The organism is Methylobacterium sp. D48H (assembly GCF_053345715.1).
Map to the genome: position 1 here is coordinate 151,542 of NZ_JBKFAP010000006.1, position 18,463 is coordinate 170,004.

Below are 18,463 nucleotides of genomic sequence, written 5' to 3' on the forward strand. Positions count from 1 at the left end.
GTTGATGACTTCGACACCGCCGTCATCGCGAGCGGAGCGAAGCGACCCAGGGTGGCACCACGCTTCCTGACGTCCCGCTGCCCCGGGTCACTCCGCTCGCGATGACGGGGCCGCGCATCAACCGGAACCTTGGGAAGCCCGACGCCACACTGTCCCGAGTGGGACGCGTCGATCGTGCAGGACACCATGCCGGAGGACACCAACACCGTCTTCGAGGTCGCCGTGGTCGGGGCCGGTGCCGCGGGGCTCGCCGCCGCCCTGGCGGTCGCCCGCGAAGGGATCCCCACGGCGCTGGTCGGGCGCCACGCCCCGGTGGCGGACGGACGGACCGTCGCGCTCCTCGACGGGTCGGTGCGCTTCCTGGACGCGCTCGGCGCCTGGGAGGCGGCGGCGCCGCACGCGAGCCCGCTCTGCACGCTGCAGATCGTCGACGACACCGGCAGCCTGTTCCGGCCGCCGCCGGCGCGGTTCCGCGCCGCCGAGATCGGCCTCGACGCCTTCGGGTGGAACGTCGAGAGCGCCCGCTTGGTCGAGAGCCTGCGCGCCCGCGCCCGGGCGCAGGACAACCTCACCCTGGTCGAGGCGGACGCCGCCGGCGCCGTGCCCGGCGAGGCGGCGGCCCGCGTCGCGCTGGCGGACGGGCGTGCCGTCGAGGCCCGGCTCGTGGTGGGGGCCGACGGGGCCCGCTCGCCGCTGCGGGCCGCCAGCGGCGTCCGCGTGCGCGACTGGACCTACCCGCAGAGCGCCATCACCACGATCCTGGCCCACGCGCGCCCGCACCGCGACGTCTCCACCGAGTTCCACACCCGGTCGGGACCCTTCACCCTGGTGCCGCTGCCCGGCGGCCACCGGTCCAGCCTCGTCTGGGTGACCGGGGAGGGGGCGGCCCGGCGGCTCGCCGCCCTCGACGACGCGGCGCTGGGGCAGGCGGTGGAGCGGCAGGCCCGTGCGATGCTCGGCGCCATGCGGGTCGACGGCCCCCGCGGCCTCGTGCCGATGCGCGGCCTCGCGGTGGCGACCCCCGTGGCCCCGCGGCTGGCGCTGATCGGGGAGGCGGCCCACGTCTTCCCGCCGATCGGCGCGCAGGGGCTCAATCTCGGCCTGCGCGACGCCGCGACCCTGCGCGACGCGGTGCTGGCCGCCGTCCGCGACCGCCGCGATCCCGGCGCGCGCGCCGTGCTCGACGGCTACGCGCGGGCGCGCCGCGTCGACACGGCCGCGCGCACCGCCGCGGTCGATCTCCTCAACCGCAGCCTGCTCACCGACCTGCTGCCGGTCGACGCGCTGCGCGGTCTCGGCCTGCTGGCGATGACGCAGCTCGGACCGCTGCGGCGCCTGGTGATGCGGGAGGGCGTGCTGCCCCGGATCGGCGCGCCGGAGCTGATGCGCGCGGCGCGCTAGGACCGTTCCCGATCGTCTCGCGCCAGCGGCGCCCCCTTTCCCGCGCGGGAGAGGGGACCCGCGCCTCGTGCGACACCGGCAGTGACAGGGAGCGGTCGGACGGCGCTTCCCGGAGGCGGCCTCAGTCCCGGCGCGAGCGCCCGGACGCCGCGACCTCGGCGCGCGCCGGAGGGGGCCTCAGAGATCCGGCTGGGCGGCGACATAGGCGCCGAGCCGGGTCGCGAGATCGACCGGGCCGCCGCCTCGGGCCTCGCCCGAATCACCGATGAGGATCACCGGGATGCCGCGCTCGCGCAGCTGGCCGCGGAGGCGGGCCGCGCGGCGGGCGTAGGCGGGATTCCGGCGGGTGGGCGCCTGGAGCAGCACGGCCGCCGGACGGGCGATCACGGTCAGGACGTCGTCGGCCGCCTCCATCGAGGCGGTCACGCTCGCGTATCCGAGGCTGGCCAGCTCGCCCGAGAGGGACCGGTCCACGGCGCGGACGCCGTCGTCGACCACGAGCACTTGTTGCAGCGCACCCATAAGCTTGAGCGGTACTCCATCCCGGACGGCTTGGAAAGATAGCCGTCACGACAATCCGATGCAGAACCCGCGAAGAGGCGGATCGGATCCGTCGGTTCGTGTGCAGATGCGAGATTATCCGCGCCGCCTGAGTGCCGGATGAACCGGCGATCGTCCGCCGTTCAGGCGGAGGGGACGGTCGCGACGGTGGCGGCGATCGCCGCGACTGCCCCGTTCGCGCGCCCGTCCACGCGCCCGTCCGCGCGGAGCGGGCGGAAGCCCGTGCTTCGCCACGCCAGGGGGTCCGTCGCCGGGATCGCGCCGCGGGTGAGCGGGGAGGCCGCGCAGGCCGCCCCCCGGCAGGCGAGGTCGCCGTCGGCGCCGGCGGCGAGGTCCAGGAGGTCGCGGGGCAGGAAGGCCTGCCCGGGCTCGGCCAGGGTCGCGGCGAGGTCGTCCGGGCCGGGGCGGGTCAGCACGAGCGCCTCACCCAGGACCAGCGAATCGAGGCGCTGCGGGCCCGCGGGCCCGGCGCCCCGCGGGGTCAGCCGGGCGGGCGCGCGGTGGACCACGTCGAGGACCCGGACGGTCCAGGGCAGCGGCAGGGCGGCGAGAGCCGATTCGACCCGCGCCGGGACCACCAGCCGGGTCGGAACCGGCCGCAGCAGGGCGGCGCGGAACCCGGTCTCGTCGAAGGGCAGCACGGTCTCCAGGCCGGCGCCGGCCGCCAGGGCGGTGCCCAGGCCGGTCACGAGGCCGCGCAGGTCGTGGCCGGGCAGGAGCGTCAGGACCCGCTCGTCCGCGGTCAGGGGCAGCGCGTCGAGATGGGCGGCGACCGCCGCCGCCAGCGCCGCGGCGGTGCGGTAGACCGGCCGGCCGGGATCGCCGCCCGCGAAGGTGACGAGGCCGCGGCCCGGCGCCGGCTCGACCACGCCCCGCTCCAGGGCCATCGCGTCGAGGCTGATCACGCCGTCCGGCACGCTCGGGCCGAAGGCCGCGAGGTAGCGCAGAGCGAAATGGCGCATGGCCGCGCGGGTGAGGTCCTCGGCGGGCCGGCGCGCGCCGCGGCGGCCCTCCGTCAGCACGGCCACGAGGCCCGCGGCCTCGATCCCGGCGGAGAGCTCCGCCTCGTCCCAGAGGGCGGGCATCGCGCAGGGCAGGTGGCCGGCCGCCTCGACGGCGAGGTGGGCGAGGGCCGATTCGGCACCGCCCGAATACCACAGCCCGATCCGGCTGCCGGCCGGGAGCCGCCACGCGGCGATCCCGCGGGCGAGCCGCCCGACGATCTCAGCGGCGGCCGCGTAGGTCCAGGTGATGGACGGGCGCCCGCACCACGCGACCCGGTCCCCCGAATCACGCAGGAGGGTGCGCTGCGGGCCCGCCAGGGCGGCGGCGAACAGGCGGGTTGCGAGACCGTCGGACAGGCGTCCGGACAGGACTCCGGACAGGCCGTCGGGCGCGTCCTCGGATCGCGCGGACGCGTCCGGTGCGGCGTCTTCCGCCCACTCCGCCACCGCCAACGCGCTCAAACCCGCCGCCCCCGCCGATCCTGCAGAACGCCTATCATCTCGGCCCGACAGGGTTAACCGACCGCTAAGAGCGGCCGCGCCGCCGATCGCTGCCGGAGGGCGTCCGGAAGGCCTTCGGCGGCGTCCGGCGGCGCGGCCCGATCACGCGCTCGTGCCTCGCGGCCGCGCAACGTCGCGCTTGCGGCCGGGCGGATGGGAGCCTATCGGGGGCCGGGCGCGGTCGGGACGGTTCCGACAGCTTCCCCGGCCGCGGTGTCATGCCTTCGCCTCATTCGAGGGGAAAGGCAGGCCGCCCGGTCGCCGGGGAGAGGGATGCGCGCAGACGGCGCCCGTCCCGCCCGATGGCCGGACCGATTCATCCGGAGTTCCGGGCGGCGCGCCAACGCGGCGGGCAGCCGGACGCTCCGGCGGACCTGCCGCCAGGCCGGCTCCGCATCCTGCCAGCCACACCACGTCTCTTCCAAGGGGTCAGAGCCGATGTCCTTCACCCGCACCGCGACGCTCGCCCGCGCCGCCCTCCTCGGCCTCGCGGGCCTCGGTCTCGCGGCCGCGCCGGCCCTGGCGCAGCCGAAGAAGCCCGCCGCGCCCGCGCCGGCCGCCCCGGCGCCGACCGCCCCGGGCACCCCCGCGGCCAACACCCCGGCCGCCCAGACGGGCCCGCAGATCGTCGCGGTGAAGTCCGAGCCGAGCCAGGCCGACTGGACCAAGGTCTGCGGCAAGGACCAGGGTTCGGGCACCGACATCTGCTACACGACCCGCGACTTCGTGTCCGACCAGGGCCAGCCGGTGCTGGCCGTGGCGGTCTACGAGATGAAGAACGCCGCCCAGAAGCAGGAGGTGCGCGTGGTGCGCTACCTGCTGCCGCTCGGCCTGCTGCTGCAGCCGGGCATCCGCTTCAGCGTCGACGGCCAGGCGGCGACCGCCGGCCGCTTCGCGGTCTGCTTCCCGAACGGCTGCTTCGCCGAGGCCGGCGGCGTCGATGCCGGCGTGATCGCCGCGATGAAGAAGGGCACGACCCTGAACGTCTCGGTTCAGAACCAGACCCAGCGCGAGGTCACCTTCGCGGTGCCGCTGGCCGGCTTCGGCAAGGCCTTCGACGGCCCGGCCATCGACCCGAAGGTCCTCGAGGAACAGCAGAAGAAGCTCCAGGCGGAGCTGGAGAAGCGCTCCGAGGATATGCGCAAGAAGCTCGAGCAGCAGCAGGGCGCCGCCCCGGCCGCCGGCGCGGCTCCGGCCCCGGCCGCCAAGTAAGCGCCATCGACCCGCCGCGCGGCGGGTCCGTACCGGGGGCCGGGCCGCGAGGTCCGGCCCTTCGCGTTCGAGCCGCCCGGCGACGGGACCTAACGCGTCCCCGGGGCCGCCGAAGCCGGCTGGACGATCAGCACGCGCAGGTCCTGGTCGGGCACGTAGTCCCGGGCCTCCCAGCGGAACGTGGTCGGCCCGCTCTTCCGGATGTCCGTGCGGCAGAAGCTGACGACCGCCTCCGGGCTGCCCTTGTCGACCGTCAGGGTGAAGCGCCCGATCGGCGCGGCCCAGTTGCGCGCCGTGGTGACGATGTAGGGCACCACGGTCGCCCGCAGGGTGCCGCCGGGATCCGGCGCCTTCGCGTGCAGGCGCCGGATCGCCGCGAGCCCCGCCTCGTCCAGGCAGTAGGTCGCCCGGTAGGCCGCCCGGGACGCCGCCTTCGGGTCGAGCAGGTGGAAACCGGTCACCGGCGCGTAGCTGTGCGCGATGCGGACCTCCTGCCCGGGCGGGAAGGTCTGGAGCCAGTGGAACTTGGCCTCGCCGCGCCACAGCCCCTCGGTCATCCGGTCCGGCGTGTCGGGGACGTCGGGGAAGAGCCCGGCCTTGACCAGCGCGGCCCATTCGGGCGCGCCGATCCGCTTGGCCGCCGCGCTGATCGCCTCGAAGCGCAGCGGGTTCAGCGGCAGGCCGTGACGGCGCAGCAGGTCCGTCACCTCGCGCTCGCCCACGAAGGCGCGCTCCTCCAGCTCGGGCTCGAGGGGCTTGCCGTCCACCGTGACGGTGAAGCCGACGAAGTTCGGGCTGTCGGGCCGGGGCAGCGCCAGGGCCGAGAAGCTGAGTTCCCGCCCGTCGATCGGCGGCAGCGGGAAGGCGATCCGGACCGTGCGCGCCTCCTGAACCTGATTGCGGAACAGGTAGGACACGTCGATCCGGTCGCGGGCGATCGACAGGTCCTCGCTCACCAGCGCGATCCCGGGCTCGCGCCGCAGGACGAGGCCGCCGGCATCGAGTTCGGCCGCGCTGTCGTTGGCGCGCGCCGTGCCCGTGAGCAGGCCAGCGAACAGGCCAGCGCGCAGGCCAGCGCGCAGGAACGCGGCGGCGAAGCGGGGTTTGGCGACCATCGGGCGGGCTCGTCCGACGGCACGGGCCGTCGCGGCAGACGAGCGCCCGCCGCTTGCCAGGACCTTCACGGACCGGGCGCCTCAGTTCGTGGCGCGGTCGCGCATCCGGTACGCGCCGGCGGCGTCGCGCTCGAACATCTCGGCGATGCCGGCATGGCGCAGGGCCTCGCCCGACGTGTCGGGCAGGAGGTTCTGTTCCGACACGTAGGCCACGTACTCGGTCTCGGCGTTCTCGGCGAGCAGGTGGTAGAACGGCTGGTCCTTGCGCGGCCGGACCTCCTCGGGGATCGACAGCCACCACTCCTCGGTGTTGTCGAACACCGGGTCGACGTCGAACACGACGCCCCGGAACGGGTAGATCCGGTGGCGCACCACGGCGCCGATCGCGAATTTCGCGGTTCTCAGTGTTACGTCCGACATGGTTCAACCCGTCCAGATCGGACAGATAGGTCCGATGACGGATCGTGTCACCCGGTCGCCGCGGAAGTCGGCGTTTCCGCGGCGCGGGCCAAGCGGTCCCGGACGGCGATCGCCTCCGGCAGCGGCCGCCACGGGACGGTCATCTCGGCGATGCGCCCGGCCGCGTCGAGGCGCCACTCATCCATCCCGTCGAGCCGGTGCGGGCCGGCCGCCGCGCCGACGAAGGCGGCGGCGTGCGCGGGGCCTTCCAGGATCGCGCGGCTCTCGAAGGCGTCGACCACCGGCCGGATCGCCGCCGTCCCGCGCACGGGCTCGGCGGCGAGCGGGGTGTTGAGCACGCCCCCCTCGGCCATCTGCGCCAGCACGGCGTCCCGGTCCTTCGCCGCCAGGACGGCCGCGAAGGCGCGAACGCGGGTCAGGTCCATCGGAGGTCTCCTACGGGATCCGGATGCCGAGCTCGGTCGCGATCGCCCGGGCCGTGGCCTCGCGCCGGGCCGTGATGTCGGCCGCCGCCGCCCGCACCCGCGCCACGGTGTCCGGGGAGGCCGTGTGGGGCGTGCCGCTGTCGAAAGGGGGCTCGGGGGCGTACTGGATGCCGAGCTGGATGGTCCGGGCGGCCTCCTCGCCGCGCAGCGCGGCGGCGAGCTGCAGCGCCCCGTCGATGCCCGCGGTGACGCCGGCCGCGAACACCCAGGTGCGCCCGTCCGCGTCGCGGTCGATCACCACGCGCGCGTCCACCGGCTCGGCGCCGAAGAACGGCAGCAGGTGCACGGCGTTCCAGTAGGTCGTGGCCCGCCGCCCGACCAGCAGGCCGGCCGCGCCGAGGATCAGGGCGCCGGTGCAGACCGAGAGGACGTGGCCGGCCCCGGCCGCCTGATCGCGGATCCAGCCGAGCACGGCCGGGTCCCGCATCAGGGCCTCCTGGCCCGTGCCGCCCGGGACGTGCAGCACGTCGAGCCGCGGGGCTTCCGCGAGCGTGGCATCCGGCAGCATCCGGAGGCCGCGGACGTCGCGGACGGGCTCCGGGCCCGGCGCGTAGACCCGGTAGGTGCTGTTGGGCACCCGGGACAGGACCTCGAACGGGCCGGTGAGGTCGATCTGGTCCAGCCCCTCGAACAGGAGCGAGCCGATCTGCAGGTGGGTGTCGGGCGGGATCATGCCGGGCCTCCGTGGTGGACAGGGTGATCCTAGCGCGTCAGGATCTGGCCGAAATGCCAAAGAGCCCTCGTTTCTCGCCAGATCCGCCGCGCCCGGTCGAGGTGCTGGCCTTCCCGTCGGTGCAGCTCCTCGACGTGGCCGGGCCGCTCCAGGTCTTCGCCACCGCCAACGAGCACGGCGGCGCCGGGATGCCCTACGCGCCGCGGGTGATCGCGGCCGGCGACCCGGGGCTCACCGCCTCGGCGGGCCTGCGGCTGGTGGCCGACCCATTGCCGGATCCCGACGCGCCGGTGGACACGCTGGTGATCGCGGGCGGCCCCGGCGTCGTCGCGGCCTGCGACGACGCCGCCCTGGTGGCCTGGGTGCGGGCCCGGGCCGGCCGGGCCCGCCGGGTCGCTTCGGTCTGCACCGGCGCGTTCCTGCTCGGGGCGGCGGGGCTCCTCGACGGGCGGCGGGCCGTGACCCACTGGAAGCATTGCGGGGCGCTCGCCGCCCGCTACCGACGCGCCCGGATCGAGCCCGACCCGATCTTCGTGCGCGACGGCCCGGTCTGGTCCTCGGCGGGGGTGACGGCGGGGATCGACCTGGCCCTGGCGCTGGTCGAGGAGGATCTCGGCCGCGCGACCGCGCTGACGGTGGCGCGCCACCTCGTGATGTTCCTCAAGCGCCCCGGCGGGCAGGCGCAGTTCAGCGCGGCGCTGGCGCTGCAGGCGGGCGAGGAGCGGTTCGGGCGGCTCCACGCCTACATCGCCGACAACCTGTCCGGCGACCTGTCGCTGCCGGCGCTGGCCGCGGCGGCCGGGATGAGCGCGCGCAGCCTGAGCCGGCACTATCTGGAGGCGACCGGCCTCACCCCCGCCAGGGCCGTGGAGCGCCTGCGGGTCGAGGCGGCCCGGCGGGCGCTCGCCGAGACGGCGCAGCCGGTGAAGCGCGTCGCCCGGACCTGCGGCTTCGGCTCCGAGGAGACGATGCGGCGCAGCTTCCTGCGGCACGTCGCGGCGACGCCGCAGGAGTACCGGGCGCGGTTCGGCGGGTGAGGGGGGACTAGAGCCGTATCCGACCATGTTGCAACGGTCGGGAAGGACGGCGAGCCCGGTCTCGCCAGTCGCTCCAGGCCCCCTCTCCCGCACGGGAGAGGGGACCCGCGCCTCGTCCCGTCGCCGCGGCGCCGCGCACGACGCCCGAGTCCGGGAGCCCGAACGGCAACCCGCTCACCCCAGCTTGTACACCGCCGCCAGCTCGGGGTCCTTCGCGGCCACGAGCTTCGCCAGGTCCACGATGACCTTGGCCTGCTTCCAGGTGGCGTCGTCCTGCATCTTGCCGTCGAGCATCACGGCGCCGGTGCCGTCCGGCATGGCCTCGACGATCCGGGCCGCGAAGGCGACCTCGGCCGGGTCCGGCGCGAAGACCCGCTTGGCGATCGCCACCTGGCTCGGGTGCAGCGTCCAGGCGCCGGCGCAGCCCATCAGGAAGGCGTTGCGGAACTGCGCCTCGCAGGCGTCGCCGTCGGAGAAGTCGCCGAACGGGCCGTAGAAGGCCTTGATGCCGTTGGCCATGCAGGCGTCGACCATCCTGGCGATGGTGTAGTGCCAGAGATCCTGCTGGGCGGTGGCGCGGGGGGCATCGCCGGAGGGATCGCTGAGCACCCGGTAATCCGGGTGGCCGCCACCGACCCGGGTGGTCTTCATGCCGCGCGACGCCGCGAGGTCCGCCGGCCCGAGGCTCATGCCGTGCATCCGCGGCGAGGCCGACGCGATCGCGTCGACGTTGGCGACGCCCTCGGCGGTCTCCAGGATCGCGTGGACCAGGATCGGCTTCGTCACCCCGTGGCGCGCCTCGAGCTGGGCGAGCAGCTGGTCGATGTAGTGGATGTCCCACGGTCCCTCGACCTTGGGCACCATCACGACGTCGAGCTTGTCGCCGACCTCGGCCACGATCGTGAACAGGTCGTCCAAGATCCAGGGCGAGTTGAGGGCGTTGATCCGGGTCCAGAGGCCGGTGCCGGTGGCGGCGAAATCGGTGGCCTGGGCCATGGCGACGAAGCCCTTGCGGGCCGCCTCCTTCTGGTCGGCCGGGACCGCGTCCTCGAGGTTGCCCAGCACCACGTCGACGGTCCCGGCGAGCTCCGGCACGCGGGCCCGGACCTTGTCGTTGTGGGGCGGCACGAAGTGGATCATCCGCTCCAGCCGCACCGGCAGTTCGCGGAACGGGGCCGGCGCGCCGGTGGCGAGGGGCTGGAAGAAGCGGCGGGGCAGTTTCATCGGGTGCCTCTTGTCAGGGCTGGCGTCTGAGCCCCGTTAAGGCAGCTTGGGCGGGCGCGTAAAGCCGCGCCGCGCGGAAGTGATCTCGGACTTTCGTGACGCTCGGGCTTCCGGCCCGACGCGCCGCAGGGCCCGCGGAGCCTCAGCCCCGGCCGCCCCGGCGCCCGGCGAGGCCGATCCGGTTGAGGATGCCGCCGCCGTCGCCGCTGCCGGCCACCACCACGAGGCGCCGGACCTCGCCCCGCAGGAAGGCCTGCAGGAAGCGGTTGTAGTCGCGGAACGAGACGCAGCCGTTCGAGGCGCCGGGCTGCCGCAGCATGTAGGTGTGGGCCAGCAGGCCGTCGCGGCCGTGGATCGCGGCGCTGCCGCCCACCGGGTTGAGCCGGATCGCCCGGACCCCGTGGAACAGGCGCTCGCGCTCGGTCAGCGTGTAGGTGCCGGGCGGGGTCGAGCCGCGCATGCGCAGGTGGACGTAGCGCGGGTTGTCCATGTGCTCGCCGAGGCCGGAATGGGCCTCCAGCACCTCGCCGGAGGGCAGCGTCACCGTGCGGGCGGTGATGTCGTAGACGGCCGTTCCGGCCACCGAATCGGGCTCCGGGCTGATCCGGGTGCGCGGCGCCTCCTGCGGCAGGGCGTCCGGGCTGGCATAGGCCAGTGCCTGACGGGGCTCCTGGCGGCTGTCCTGGCGGCTGTCCTGAGACGGCGCCGCGGCGCCGACGCCGAACAGCTTCTCGAAGAAGGACGGCTCCTCGGCCATCGCAGCGCGGAACACGTCGCGGGTCCGGGGCAGGGCGCGGCTCGCCACCCGCGCGGGCGGCGCCGGTGCGCGCCGCAGCTCGGGCGGGCGGGCCACCGGCAGCGGCACGAGGGCGGGAACAGGGGCGGGTGCGAGGGCGGCGGGCGTGGGCTCGGCCGCGGCCATCCGGACCGGCGCCCCCGTCCCCTTCTCGCCGGTCCTCTCGCCGGTCCTGTCCGCGACTCTCTCGGCGACTTTCTCTGCAGCTTTGGCCTGGGCCATCCGGACCTGGGCGGCCCGCGCCCGCTCCGCCTGCGCGACCTGCCGGGCGATCTCCCGGACCGCCGGGGACGGGGCGGCGGCGGCGACCTGGAAGCCGGCGACCGGCGGTGTTTCGCCCCCGAAGGCCGTGGCGGTGCCGGCGCCCAGCGCCGGGCTCCGGTCGAGCATCCAGGCGAGGCTCGGCCGCGGCGCCGCCGCGGCCTGCGGGACCGGGACGGCGGCCGGCCCGGCCGCCGCGACGGACTCCGCCTCGGGGCGGGCCGGCCCCTGCGGGTGGCTGAACACGGCCCAGCCGGCGAGGCTCACGCCGGTGAGAGCGATGAGCGTCGTCAGCCGGGCGCGGCGACGGGCGCGCCGCATGGCGCTCGGGTAGGGCGCCCGGGTGCGGACGACCGGGTCGTAGGCGGTCTCGACGTAGCTGGGGCGCGGGGGCGCCGGTCGCCGGGGTTCCGCGCTCGGATACGCGGTCTGGAACGCGGCGAGGGACAACGCAGCCTGGGCCATTCGGGAACTCGCGTACGCGCTTCCCCTGGGCAGCCGCCGCCGTTCGCCCGCGAGAGCCGTTCTCGCGCACGTGGCCCGGGTCACCCGTCTGGGGAGGACATCAACCGTCCACCCCATTAAGCCGTGCTGTGGTTAATCCCCGCTAAAGAGACAGTTTCCGCGGGCGTTCCCGTGTTGGGACACAGCCTCAGGTGGCCCGATTCGGCGCGTCCCCGGCCGCGTCGGCCGCTGGCTCCATCGGCCCGTGCCGGCGCGCGACCAGCAGGCAGAGCAGGGCCACCGGCACGCCGATGAGGGACGTGCCGACGAAGAACCACGCGAACCCGGTCCACTCGATCACGAAGCCCGAGAACCCCGCGAGCAGGCTGCCGGGCAGGGCGCAGAGCGAGGTCAGCAGGGCGTACTGGCTCGCCGCGTGGGCGGTGGCCGAGAGGCGCGACATGTAGGTGATCAGCACGATCGACGCGAAGGCGTAGGCGAAGCCGTCGATCCCGACGGTCAGCGCGAAGGTCCAGAACGCCGCGCCGCCGTGGCCGCCGTGCCAGGCGAGGTAGGCCAGCGCGAGGTGCGAGGCCGAGGCCGTCACGGTGCCGATGAGCAGGCTCGCCATCATGCCGATCCGCGGGATGATGGCGCTCGCTAGGAAGGTGCCCCCGAGCGCGATCCAGAAGCCGAACAGCTTCGTCACCGTCGCGATGTCGGTGTTGGTGTAGCCGAGCGTCTTGAACAGCGGGATCGCCATGGCGTTCGAGACGTAGCCGGGCATCCGGAAGCCCGCGACCAGCGCCAGCACCGGCAGGGCGAGCGGCCCGAGCCGGGCGAGGAGGTCGCGGATCGGCGCCCAGACGGTCTCGACGAAGCCGCCGGTGGCGGGGGTCTCGGGGGCCGGGGGTTCGGGCGCCAGCAGGGCCGCGACCGTGCCGGGCGCCATGAGCGCGGCCATGCACAGGTAGGCCACGCGCCAGCCATACGCGTCGGACAGGTAGAGCGCGCCGGCGCCGGCCGCGAGGTTGCCGATCCGGAAGCCGATCTCGGCCCAGGACGACATCAGCGCCTGCTGCTCGGGCGGCGCGGCGGTGATGCGCCAGCCGTCGATCACCACGTCCTGGGTGGCGCCCGCGACGCCGAGCGCCAGGGAGAACGCCACCGTCCAGGCGAGCCAGTGGGCCGGGTCGCCGAAGGCGACGCCCGCCAGCGCCAGGGCGACGAGGATCTGCGTGGCGACGATCCAGCCGCGGCGCCGCCCGAGCCAGCGGCCGATGAGCGGCGCGTCGTGGCGGTCGAGGAAGGGGGCCCAGAGGAACTTGAGCTTGTAGGCGATGGTGAGCTCGCTCATCAGCCCGATCGTGGCGAGCGGCACCTTCGCCTGGACGAGCCACGCCGACTGCGTCGCGTAGACGAGCAGGAACGGGATACCCTGCGCGAAGCCGAGCCCCAGCACCGCGGCGACGCGCCGGTCGGTGAACAGGGGCGTGAGGAAGGCGCCCGGCGCGGCCTTCACCGGCTCGGGCGCGCCGGTGATCGGCGCCGGGTCTGCCATCCACGCGTCTCCTCAAGCCGCCCCGCAGGATGAGGGGGCTCGCCGGGGCGCGACGCCCCCGCCCCTCACGCCGCCTTCTTCCCCCGCTCGGCGATCTTCACGAGGCTGCGCAGCACCTCGGTGGCGGTCTTGAGCCGCGCCGGGACCGTGTTCAGCTCGCGCACGAACACGACGCTCATGTCGGGCCGCACCTTCGCGAACGAGGCCTGCTCGGCGACGAAGGCCACGAGCCCCTGCGGGTTGGCGTAGGAGCGGTCGCGGAAATGAACCACCACGCCCTTCGGCCCGGCCTCGACCTTCTCGACGTTCGCCTTGAGGCACAGGATCTTGATCGTGCCGATCTTGAGGAGCTGCTCCACCTCCGGCGGCAGCGGCCCGAACCGGTCGATGAGTTCCGCCCCGAAACTCTCCATCTCGGCATCGTCCTGGATGGTGGCGAGCCGCCGGTAGAGGGCGAGCCGCACACCCAGATCCTCGACGTAGTCCTCCGGGATCGTGACGGGTGCGCCGAGCGCGATGGTCGGCGACCACGCCTCCTCGGGCACGTCCTCGATGCCGGCCTTCAGCGCGGTGACCGCGTCCTCCAGCATCTGCTGGTAGAGCTCGTAGCCGACCTCCTTGATGTGGCCCGACTGGGCGTCGCCCAGGAGATTGCCGGCGCCGCGGATGTCGAGGTCGTGGGAGGCGAGCTGGAAGCCCGCGCCCAACGTGTCGAGGCTCTGGAGCACCTTGAGGCGCTGCTCGGCCTGGGCGGTGAGCTGGCGGTTCGCCGGGGTCGTGAACAGCGCGTAGGCCCGGGCCTTCGAGCGCCCGACGCGGCCGCGCAGCTGGTAGAGCTGGGCCAGCCCGAACATGTCGGCGCGGTGGACGATCAGCGTGTTGGCGGTGGGGATGTCGAGGCCCGATTCCACGATCGTGGTCGAGAGCAGGACGTCGAACTTGCCCTCGTAAAAGGCCGTCATCACGTCCTCGAGCTGGCCGGCCGCCATCTGGCCGTGGGCGACCGCGACCTTGATCTCGGGCATCTCGGCGTCGAGGAATTTCTTGACCTCGGCCAGATCCTCGATCCGCGGCACGACGTAGAAGGACTGGCCGCCGCGGTAGCGCTCGCGCAGCAGGGCCTCGCGGATGGTCAGCGGGTCGAACGGCGTCACGAAGGTGCGCACCACCAGCCGGTCGACCGGCGGGGTGGCGATGATCGAGAGCTCGCGAACCCCCGTCATGGCGAGCTGGAGCGTGCGCGGGATCGGCGTCGCCGAGAGCGTCAGCACGTGGACGTCCGCCTGGAGCGCCTTCAGCCGCTCCTTGTGGGCGACGCCGAAATGCTGCTCCTCGTCCACGATGATCAGGCCGAGATCCTTGAAGGCGATGTTCTTCGCCAAGAGGGCGTGGGTGCCGACCACGATGTCGACCGTGCCGGCGATGAGCCCGGCGCGGGTCTGCTTCATCTCCCCCGCCGAGACGAAGCGGGAGAGCTGCGCCACCTGGACCGGCAGCCCTTTGAAGCGCTCGGCGAAGGTCCGGTAGTGCTGGCGGGCCAGCAGCGTGGTCGGAACGATCACCGCCACCTGCTTGCCGGAGATCGCCGCCGCGAAGGCGGCGCGGAGCGCCACCTCGGTCTTGCCGAAGCCGACATCGCCGCAGACCAGCCGGTCCATCGGACGCCCGGCATTGAGGTCGTCCAGCACCGCGTCGATGGCGTTGGCCTGGTCCTCGGTCTCCTCGAACGGGAAGCGGGCGGCGAACTCGCCGTAGAGCCCCTCGGGCGCCTGCAGGGACGGGGCCTTCCGGACGAAGCGCTGGGCCGCGACCTTGATCAGCTCGCCCGCCATCTCGAGGATGCGGCGCTTCATCTTGGCCTTGCGGGCCTGCCACGCGCCGCCGCCGAGCCGGTCGAGGGCGACCTCGGAATCCTCCGAGCCGTAGCGGGTCAGGAGCTCGATATTCTCCACCGGCAGGAGCAGCAGGCCGCCGGTGTATTGCAGTTCCAGGCAATCGTGCGGGGCGCCGGCGGCGTGGATCGTCTTGAGGCCGACGAAGCGGCCGATGCCGTGGTCGGCGTGGACCACGAGGTCGCCGGGCTGGAGCGCCTGCACCTCCAGGATCACGTCCTGGGGCCGCTTGGCCTTGCGCTTCTGGCGGACCAGCCGGTCGCCCAGGATGTCGCCCTCGGAGACGACGGCGAGCTCGCCCGCGGTGAAGCCCGCCTCCAGGCCCCAGACCGCCACGGCCGCGTCGGTGCCGCGCTTCAGCGCGTAGACGTCGGTGAGCCGGGTGATCGCCACCGGCTTCTTCAGGCCGTGGTCGGTGAGCACGCCGCAGAGCCGGTCGCGGGAGCCGTCGGACCAGGCTCCCAGGATCACGTGATGACCGGATCCCTGGAGGTCGCGGATATGCGCCACCGCGGCGTCGAACACGCTGGCGTTCTCGTCGGCCCGCTCCGGCGCGAAGCTCCGTCCGGCCTTGGCGCCGCAATCGATCACCGCGCGCTCGGACGATTCGGGCTGCGCGAACGGGGTCAGCCGCGCCACGGTGGCGGTGCCGATCCGCTCCTTCAGCTCGTTCGGCGTCAGATAGAGGGCGCGGGGCGGCAGGGGCTTGTAGGGGGCGACGCCGGGCTGCGGCGTCTTCATCGCGCCCTCGCGGGCCTGGTAATAGTCCTGGACGAGCGCGATCCGCTCGGCGGCGGCGTCCTCCACCTGCGGGTCGAAGACCAGCGGCACGCCGCCGAGGTAGTCGAACAGCGTGTCGAGGTGGTCGTAGAACAGCGGCATCCAGTGCTCGAGGCCGGCATAGCGCCGCCCCTCGCTCACCGTCTCGTAGAGCCGGTCGTCCCGGGTCGCCGCCCCGAAGCTCTGGATGTAGTTCTGGCGGAAGCGGCGGATGGTCTCCGTGGTGAGCTGGACCTCGCTCATCGGCATCAGGTCGAGGGAGCGGAGCTGCCCGGTGGTGCGCTGCGTCTCCGGGTCGAAGGCGCGGATCGATTCCAGCGTGTCGCCGAAGAAGTCGAGGCGGATCGGGGCCGGCAGGCCGGGGGGCGACAGGTCGAGGATGCCGCCGCGAACCGCGTACTCGCCGGTATCGCGCACCGTCCCGGTGCGCAGGAAGCCGTTGGCCTCGACCCAGGCCACCACGTCGTCCATCGACACGACGTTGCCGATCGCCGCCGAGAACGCCTCCTTGGCGATGTGGGCGCGGGGCGGCACCCGCTGCACCAGGGCGTTGACCGTGGTGCAGAGGATGCGCGGGCGGTCCTCGGCCGAGCGGGTGCGGGCGAGGCGAGCGAGCGCCGTCATCCGGGCGGCGGCGACCGCCGTCGTCGGCGAGACCCGGTCGTAGGGCTGGCAGTCCCAGGCCGGCAGGCTCATCACGTCCATCTCGGGCGCGACGAAGCCCAGGGCCGCCTGGAAGGCCGCCGAGCGCCCGGAATCGCGCGCCACGTGGACCAGCACCGCCGGCGCGTCGACGGTGGGCGCCAGGGCGCGGGCGAGGTCGGCGAGCGCCAGCGCGTCGAAGCCCTCCGGGGCGTTCGCCAGGACCGGGCTGTCGCCGCGCTTCAGGGCGTCGATCGCCCGGGCGAGCGCGGAGGATTTCGGCAGCGCGAAGCGCGCGACCTGCGGCTTGGCGGCGGGGGCGGGGGGCTTCGGCTGAGGCTTGGCCATCGGGTCTTTCGCGGGAAATCCCGCCGGGCGCGTCAGGGGAGGAGGTCGGGTGGCGTTAGCCGATCGGGCCGCCGCGATAAAGCGTCCCCGCGGTCACGGCTGAACGCATCCTATATGGCGGTTCTGCCGCGGCATGGAACGGCTGTTCGGCCGCGCTTCGGGGACACCCATGGCCCGGCCCAGAGCACCTTGCGGATCGCCTCTCCCAGGGGGGAAGAGACGGTCCCATCGTCTTTGCGAGCGCAGCGAAGCAATCCAGCAGCACCGCACCTTCGGACGTCGCGCTGCCCTGGGTCACGTCGCTACGCTCGTGATGACGGAGCGGGCCGTATCGGCCGAGCGCTTCGATCGGATGCGACGGAAGTCCGCGACTTACGCCCCTCAGGCGTCCGGCCCGACGATCTCCGCCAGCGCCGCCTCGACCCGGCCGCGGAAGAAGTCCGCGTTGGGCATGTGCTCGGTCATCGCGGCGGCGCGCGCCGTCGCCTGCCGCAGGATCTCGGCGCGGAGCGCCGGATCGGAGCGCTCCATCATCTCCAGCATGATGCGCACCACCAGCTCGGTGGCGATCGACCGGGCCGGGTGATCGTAGTTGGGCTTCGGTTCGTCCATCGCGGGCACTCTCGACCGGTCGCTCTCAGGAGTGGATCGGCGCGTCGTGCCGGTGGAACGCCCGCACCCGCCGCCAGACCGACGTGTCGTAGTTCGTGGGCGTCTCGACCTCGCCGGTCAGCCACTTGAACAGGTCGCGGTCCGGCACCTCGATCAGCGCCTCGAACTGGTCGAGCTCCGCTTCCGAGAGGTCGCCGATCTCGGCATCGGCGAAGCGGCCCATGATCAGGTCCATCTCGCGGATGCCCCGGTGCCAGGCGCGGTAGAGGAGGCGGCGGCGGCGCGGATCGAGGTCGGCGCTCGTGCGGGTGGTGCCGGACATGGATGTCGGACCTCGGCTCAGGGACTGGCAGGGCCTAGATAGGCGTCTGGGTCCGGCGGATCCAGAACGGGACCGCGGCCGGGCGGGTTACAACCGGGGCGCGAGAGGCCAAAAACGAATTGCCTCCGGCGGGCGGTCCGTTATCTCGGGCTGCAACGCCCCGGACGGGGCGGCGAGCGGGAGTCCAACGATGCCGAAGGCGATCCGGGTCTACGAGTACGGCGGTCCCGAGGTGATGCGCTTCGAGGACGTGCCCCTGGCCGAGCCGGGCCCCGGGCAGATCCGAGTCAGGCAGGCCGCCATCGGCGTCAACTTCATCGACATCTACTTCCGCACCGGCGCCTACAAGTCCCCGCACATGCCCTACACCCCCGGCAAGGAGGGCGCCGGCACCGTCACGGCGGTGGGCGAGGGCGTGACCCAGTTCAAGGCCGGCGACCGGGTCGCCTACGGCTCGGTCGCGGACGGCTGCTACGCCGAGGAGCCGGTGATCCCGGCCTCGGCGGCCGTGCCGATCCCCGACGGCGTCGACGAGAAGACCGCCGCCGCCATGATGCTCAAGGGCCTGACCGTCGAGTACCTGCTGCACCGGACCTACGCGGTGAAGCCCGGCGACACGATCCTGTGGCAGGCCGCCGCCGGCGGCGTCGGCCTGATCGCGTGCCAGTGGGCCAAGCACCTCGGCGCCACCGTGATCGGCACCGCCGGCAGCCCCGAGAAGGCGGAGCTCGCCAAGCAGAACGGCTGCGACCACGTCATCCTCTACCGCGAGGAGGACGTGGCCAAGCGCGTGCGCGAGATCACCGGCGGCAAGGGCGTGTCGGTGGTCTACGACGGCGTCGGGCAGGCGACCCTGATGGGCTCCCTGGACAGCCTCGCGCCGCTCGGCCTGCTGGCGAGCTTCGGCTCGGCCTCCGGGGCGATCACCGGGCTCGACCTCGGCCTGCTGGCCCCGCGCGGCTCGCTCTACGTGACGCGCCCGACGCTCGCGACCTTCTCGTCGAACCGTGCCACCCTCGAGGAGGCGGCCGCCCGCCTGTTCAAGGTGGTCCGCGACGGCGCGGTGAAGATCGCCGTCAACGCCACCTACCCGCTGGCCGAGGCGCAGCAGGTGCACCGCGACCTCGCGGGCCGGGAGACCACCGGCTCGATCGTGATGCTGCCGTAGGGAC

At 73.9% G+C, this 18,463-nt stretch carries 16 protein-coding genes; 4 read left to right on the forward strand and 12 right to left on the reverse strand.

Annotated elements, in window-relative coordinates:
- Positions 1–186: 186 nt before the first annotated feature.
- Entirely contained in the window at positions 187–1,401 is a 1,215-nt protein-coding gene (locus ACLBX8_RS13740) for a UbiH/UbiF family hydroxylase (protein ID WP_447699621.1), read from the forward strand.
- Positions 1,402–1,578: 177 nt separating this feature from the next.
- Here the strand turns inward: ACLBX8_RS13740 and ACLBX8_RS13745 are convergent, their stop codons facing one another.
- Positions 1,579–1,923 carry a hypothetical protein gene (locus tag ACLBX8_RS13745; RefSeq protein ID WP_020093275.1) on the reverse strand — a complete coding sequence of 115 codons (345 nt, stop codon included), beginning with the start codon at positions 1,921–1,923 and terminating at the stop codon, positions 1,579–1,581.
- Between the two features lie 161 nt (positions 1,924–2,084).
- Positions 2,085–3,428: an AMP-binding protein gene (locus ACLBX8_RS13750; protein ID WP_447699570.1), complete on the reverse strand. Its 1,344-nt coding sequence runs from the start codon at positions 3,426–3,428 to the stop codon at positions 2,085–2,087.
- Between the two features lie 477 nt (positions 3,429–3,905).
- Here ACLBX8_RS13750 and ACLBX8_RS13755 point away from each other — a divergent pair, with 477 nt between their 5' ends.
- Positions 3,906–4,679, forward strand: a complete 774-nt coding sequence (locus ACLBX8_RS13755; RefSeq protein WP_447699571.1) for an invasion associated locus B family protein — start codon at positions 3,906–3,908, stop codon at positions 4,677–4,679.
- A gap of 89 nt (positions 4,680–4,768) precedes the next feature.
- Here the strand turns inward: ACLBX8_RS13755 and ACLBX8_RS13760 are convergent, their stop codons facing one another.
- The 4 genes from ACLBX8_RS13760 to ACLBX8_RS13775 all read right to left on the reverse strand — a co-directional run bounded on the left by ACLBX8_RS13760 (position 4,769) and on the right by ACLBX8_RS13775 (position 7,372).
- A complete protein-coding gene (locus tag ACLBX8_RS13760; RefSeq protein ID WP_447699572.1) occupies positions 4,769–5,794 on the reverse strand; it encodes a DUF4424 domain-containing protein in 1,026 nt (341 codons plus the stop codon).
- An 81-nt stretch (positions 5,795–5,875) separates the two neighbouring features.
- The gene (gene hspQ / locus ACLBX8_RS13765) at positions 5,876–6,214 is read right to left on the reverse strand and encodes a heat shock protein HspQ (RefSeq protein ID WP_012318638.1); all 339 of its coding nucleotides are present in this window, start codon (positions 6,212–6,214) and stop codon (positions 5,876–5,878) included.
- Between the two features lie 47 nt (positions 6,215–6,261).
- Entirely contained in the window at positions 6,262–6,639 is a 378-nt protein-coding gene (locus tag ACLBX8_RS13770) for a nuclear transport factor 2 family protein (RefSeq protein ID WP_447699573.1), read from the reverse strand.
- Positions 6,640–6,649: 10 nt separating this feature from the next.
- Positions 6,650–7,372, reverse strand: a complete 723-nt coding sequence (locus tag ACLBX8_RS13775) for a DJ-1/PfpI family protein (RefSeq protein ID WP_020093280.1) — start codon at positions 7,370–7,372, stop codon at positions 6,650–6,652.
- Between the two features lie 53 nt (positions 7,373–7,425).
- Here ACLBX8_RS13775 and ACLBX8_RS13780 point away from each other — a divergent pair, with 53 nt between their 5' ends.
- Positions 7,426–8,409, forward strand: a complete 984-nt coding sequence (locus ACLBX8_RS13780; RefSeq protein ID WP_447699574.1) for a GlxA family transcriptional regulator — start codon at positions 7,426–7,428, stop codon at positions 8,407–8,409.
- Positions 8,410–8,583: 174 nt separating this feature from the next.
- Here ACLBX8_RS13780 and ACLBX8_RS13785 read toward each other — a convergent pair whose 3' ends face one another.
- The 6 genes from ACLBX8_RS13785 to ACLBX8_RS13810 form a co-directional block, all read right to left on the reverse strand.
- On the reverse strand, positions 8,584–9,633 hold the full coding sequence (locus ACLBX8_RS13785; RefSeq protein WP_091978291.1) for an HpcH/HpaI aldolase/citrate lyase family protein: 1,050 nt from the start codon (positions 9,631–9,633) through the stop codon (positions 8,584–8,586).
- Positions 9,634–9,775: 142 nt separating this feature from the next.
- On the reverse strand, positions 9,776–11,155 hold the full coding sequence (locus ACLBX8_RS13790; protein ID WP_056523015.1) for a DUF2778 domain-containing protein: 1,380 nt from the start codon (positions 11,153–11,155) through the stop codon (positions 9,776–9,778).
- Positions 11,156–11,342: 187 nt separating this feature from the next.
- Complete coding sequence (locus ACLBX8_RS13795) at positions 11,343–12,695, reverse strand: AmpG family muropeptide MFS transporter (RefSeq protein ID WP_447699575.1); 1,353 nt, start codon at positions 12,693–12,695, stop codon at positions 11,343–11,345.
- 65 nt (positions 12,696–12,760) lie between these two features.
- Positions 12,761–16,357 carry a transcription-repair coupling factor gene (mfd, locus tag ACLBX8_RS13800; protein ID WP_447699576.1) on the reverse strand — a complete coding sequence of 1,199 codons (3,597 nt, stop codon included), beginning with the start codon at positions 16,355–16,357 and terminating at the stop codon, positions 12,761–12,763.
- Positions 16,358–16,738: 381 nt separating this feature from the next.
- Positions 16,739–16,969, reverse strand: a complete 231-nt coding sequence (locus ACLBX8_RS13805) for a hypothetical protein (RefSeq protein WP_020093287.1) — start codon at positions 16,967–16,969, stop codon at positions 16,739–16,741.
- A gap of 25 nt (positions 16,970–16,994) precedes the next feature.
- Positions 16,995–17,291 (reverse strand): FAD assembly factor SdhE, encoded by a 297-nt coding sequence (locus tag ACLBX8_RS13810; protein WP_020093288.1) that lies wholly within the window; start codon positions 17,289–17,291, stop codon positions 16,995–16,997.
- A gap of 190 nt (positions 17,292–17,481) precedes the next feature.
- On the opposite strand from ACLBX8_RS13810, the gene ACLBX8_RS13815 reads away from it, so the two are divergent.
- Positions 17,482–18,459: a quinone oxidoreductase family protein gene (locus ACLBX8_RS13815; protein ID WP_447715320.1), complete on the forward strand. Its 978-nt coding sequence runs from the start codon at positions 17,482–17,484 to the stop codon at positions 18,457–18,459.
- Positions 18,460–18,463: the final 4 nt, after the last annotated feature.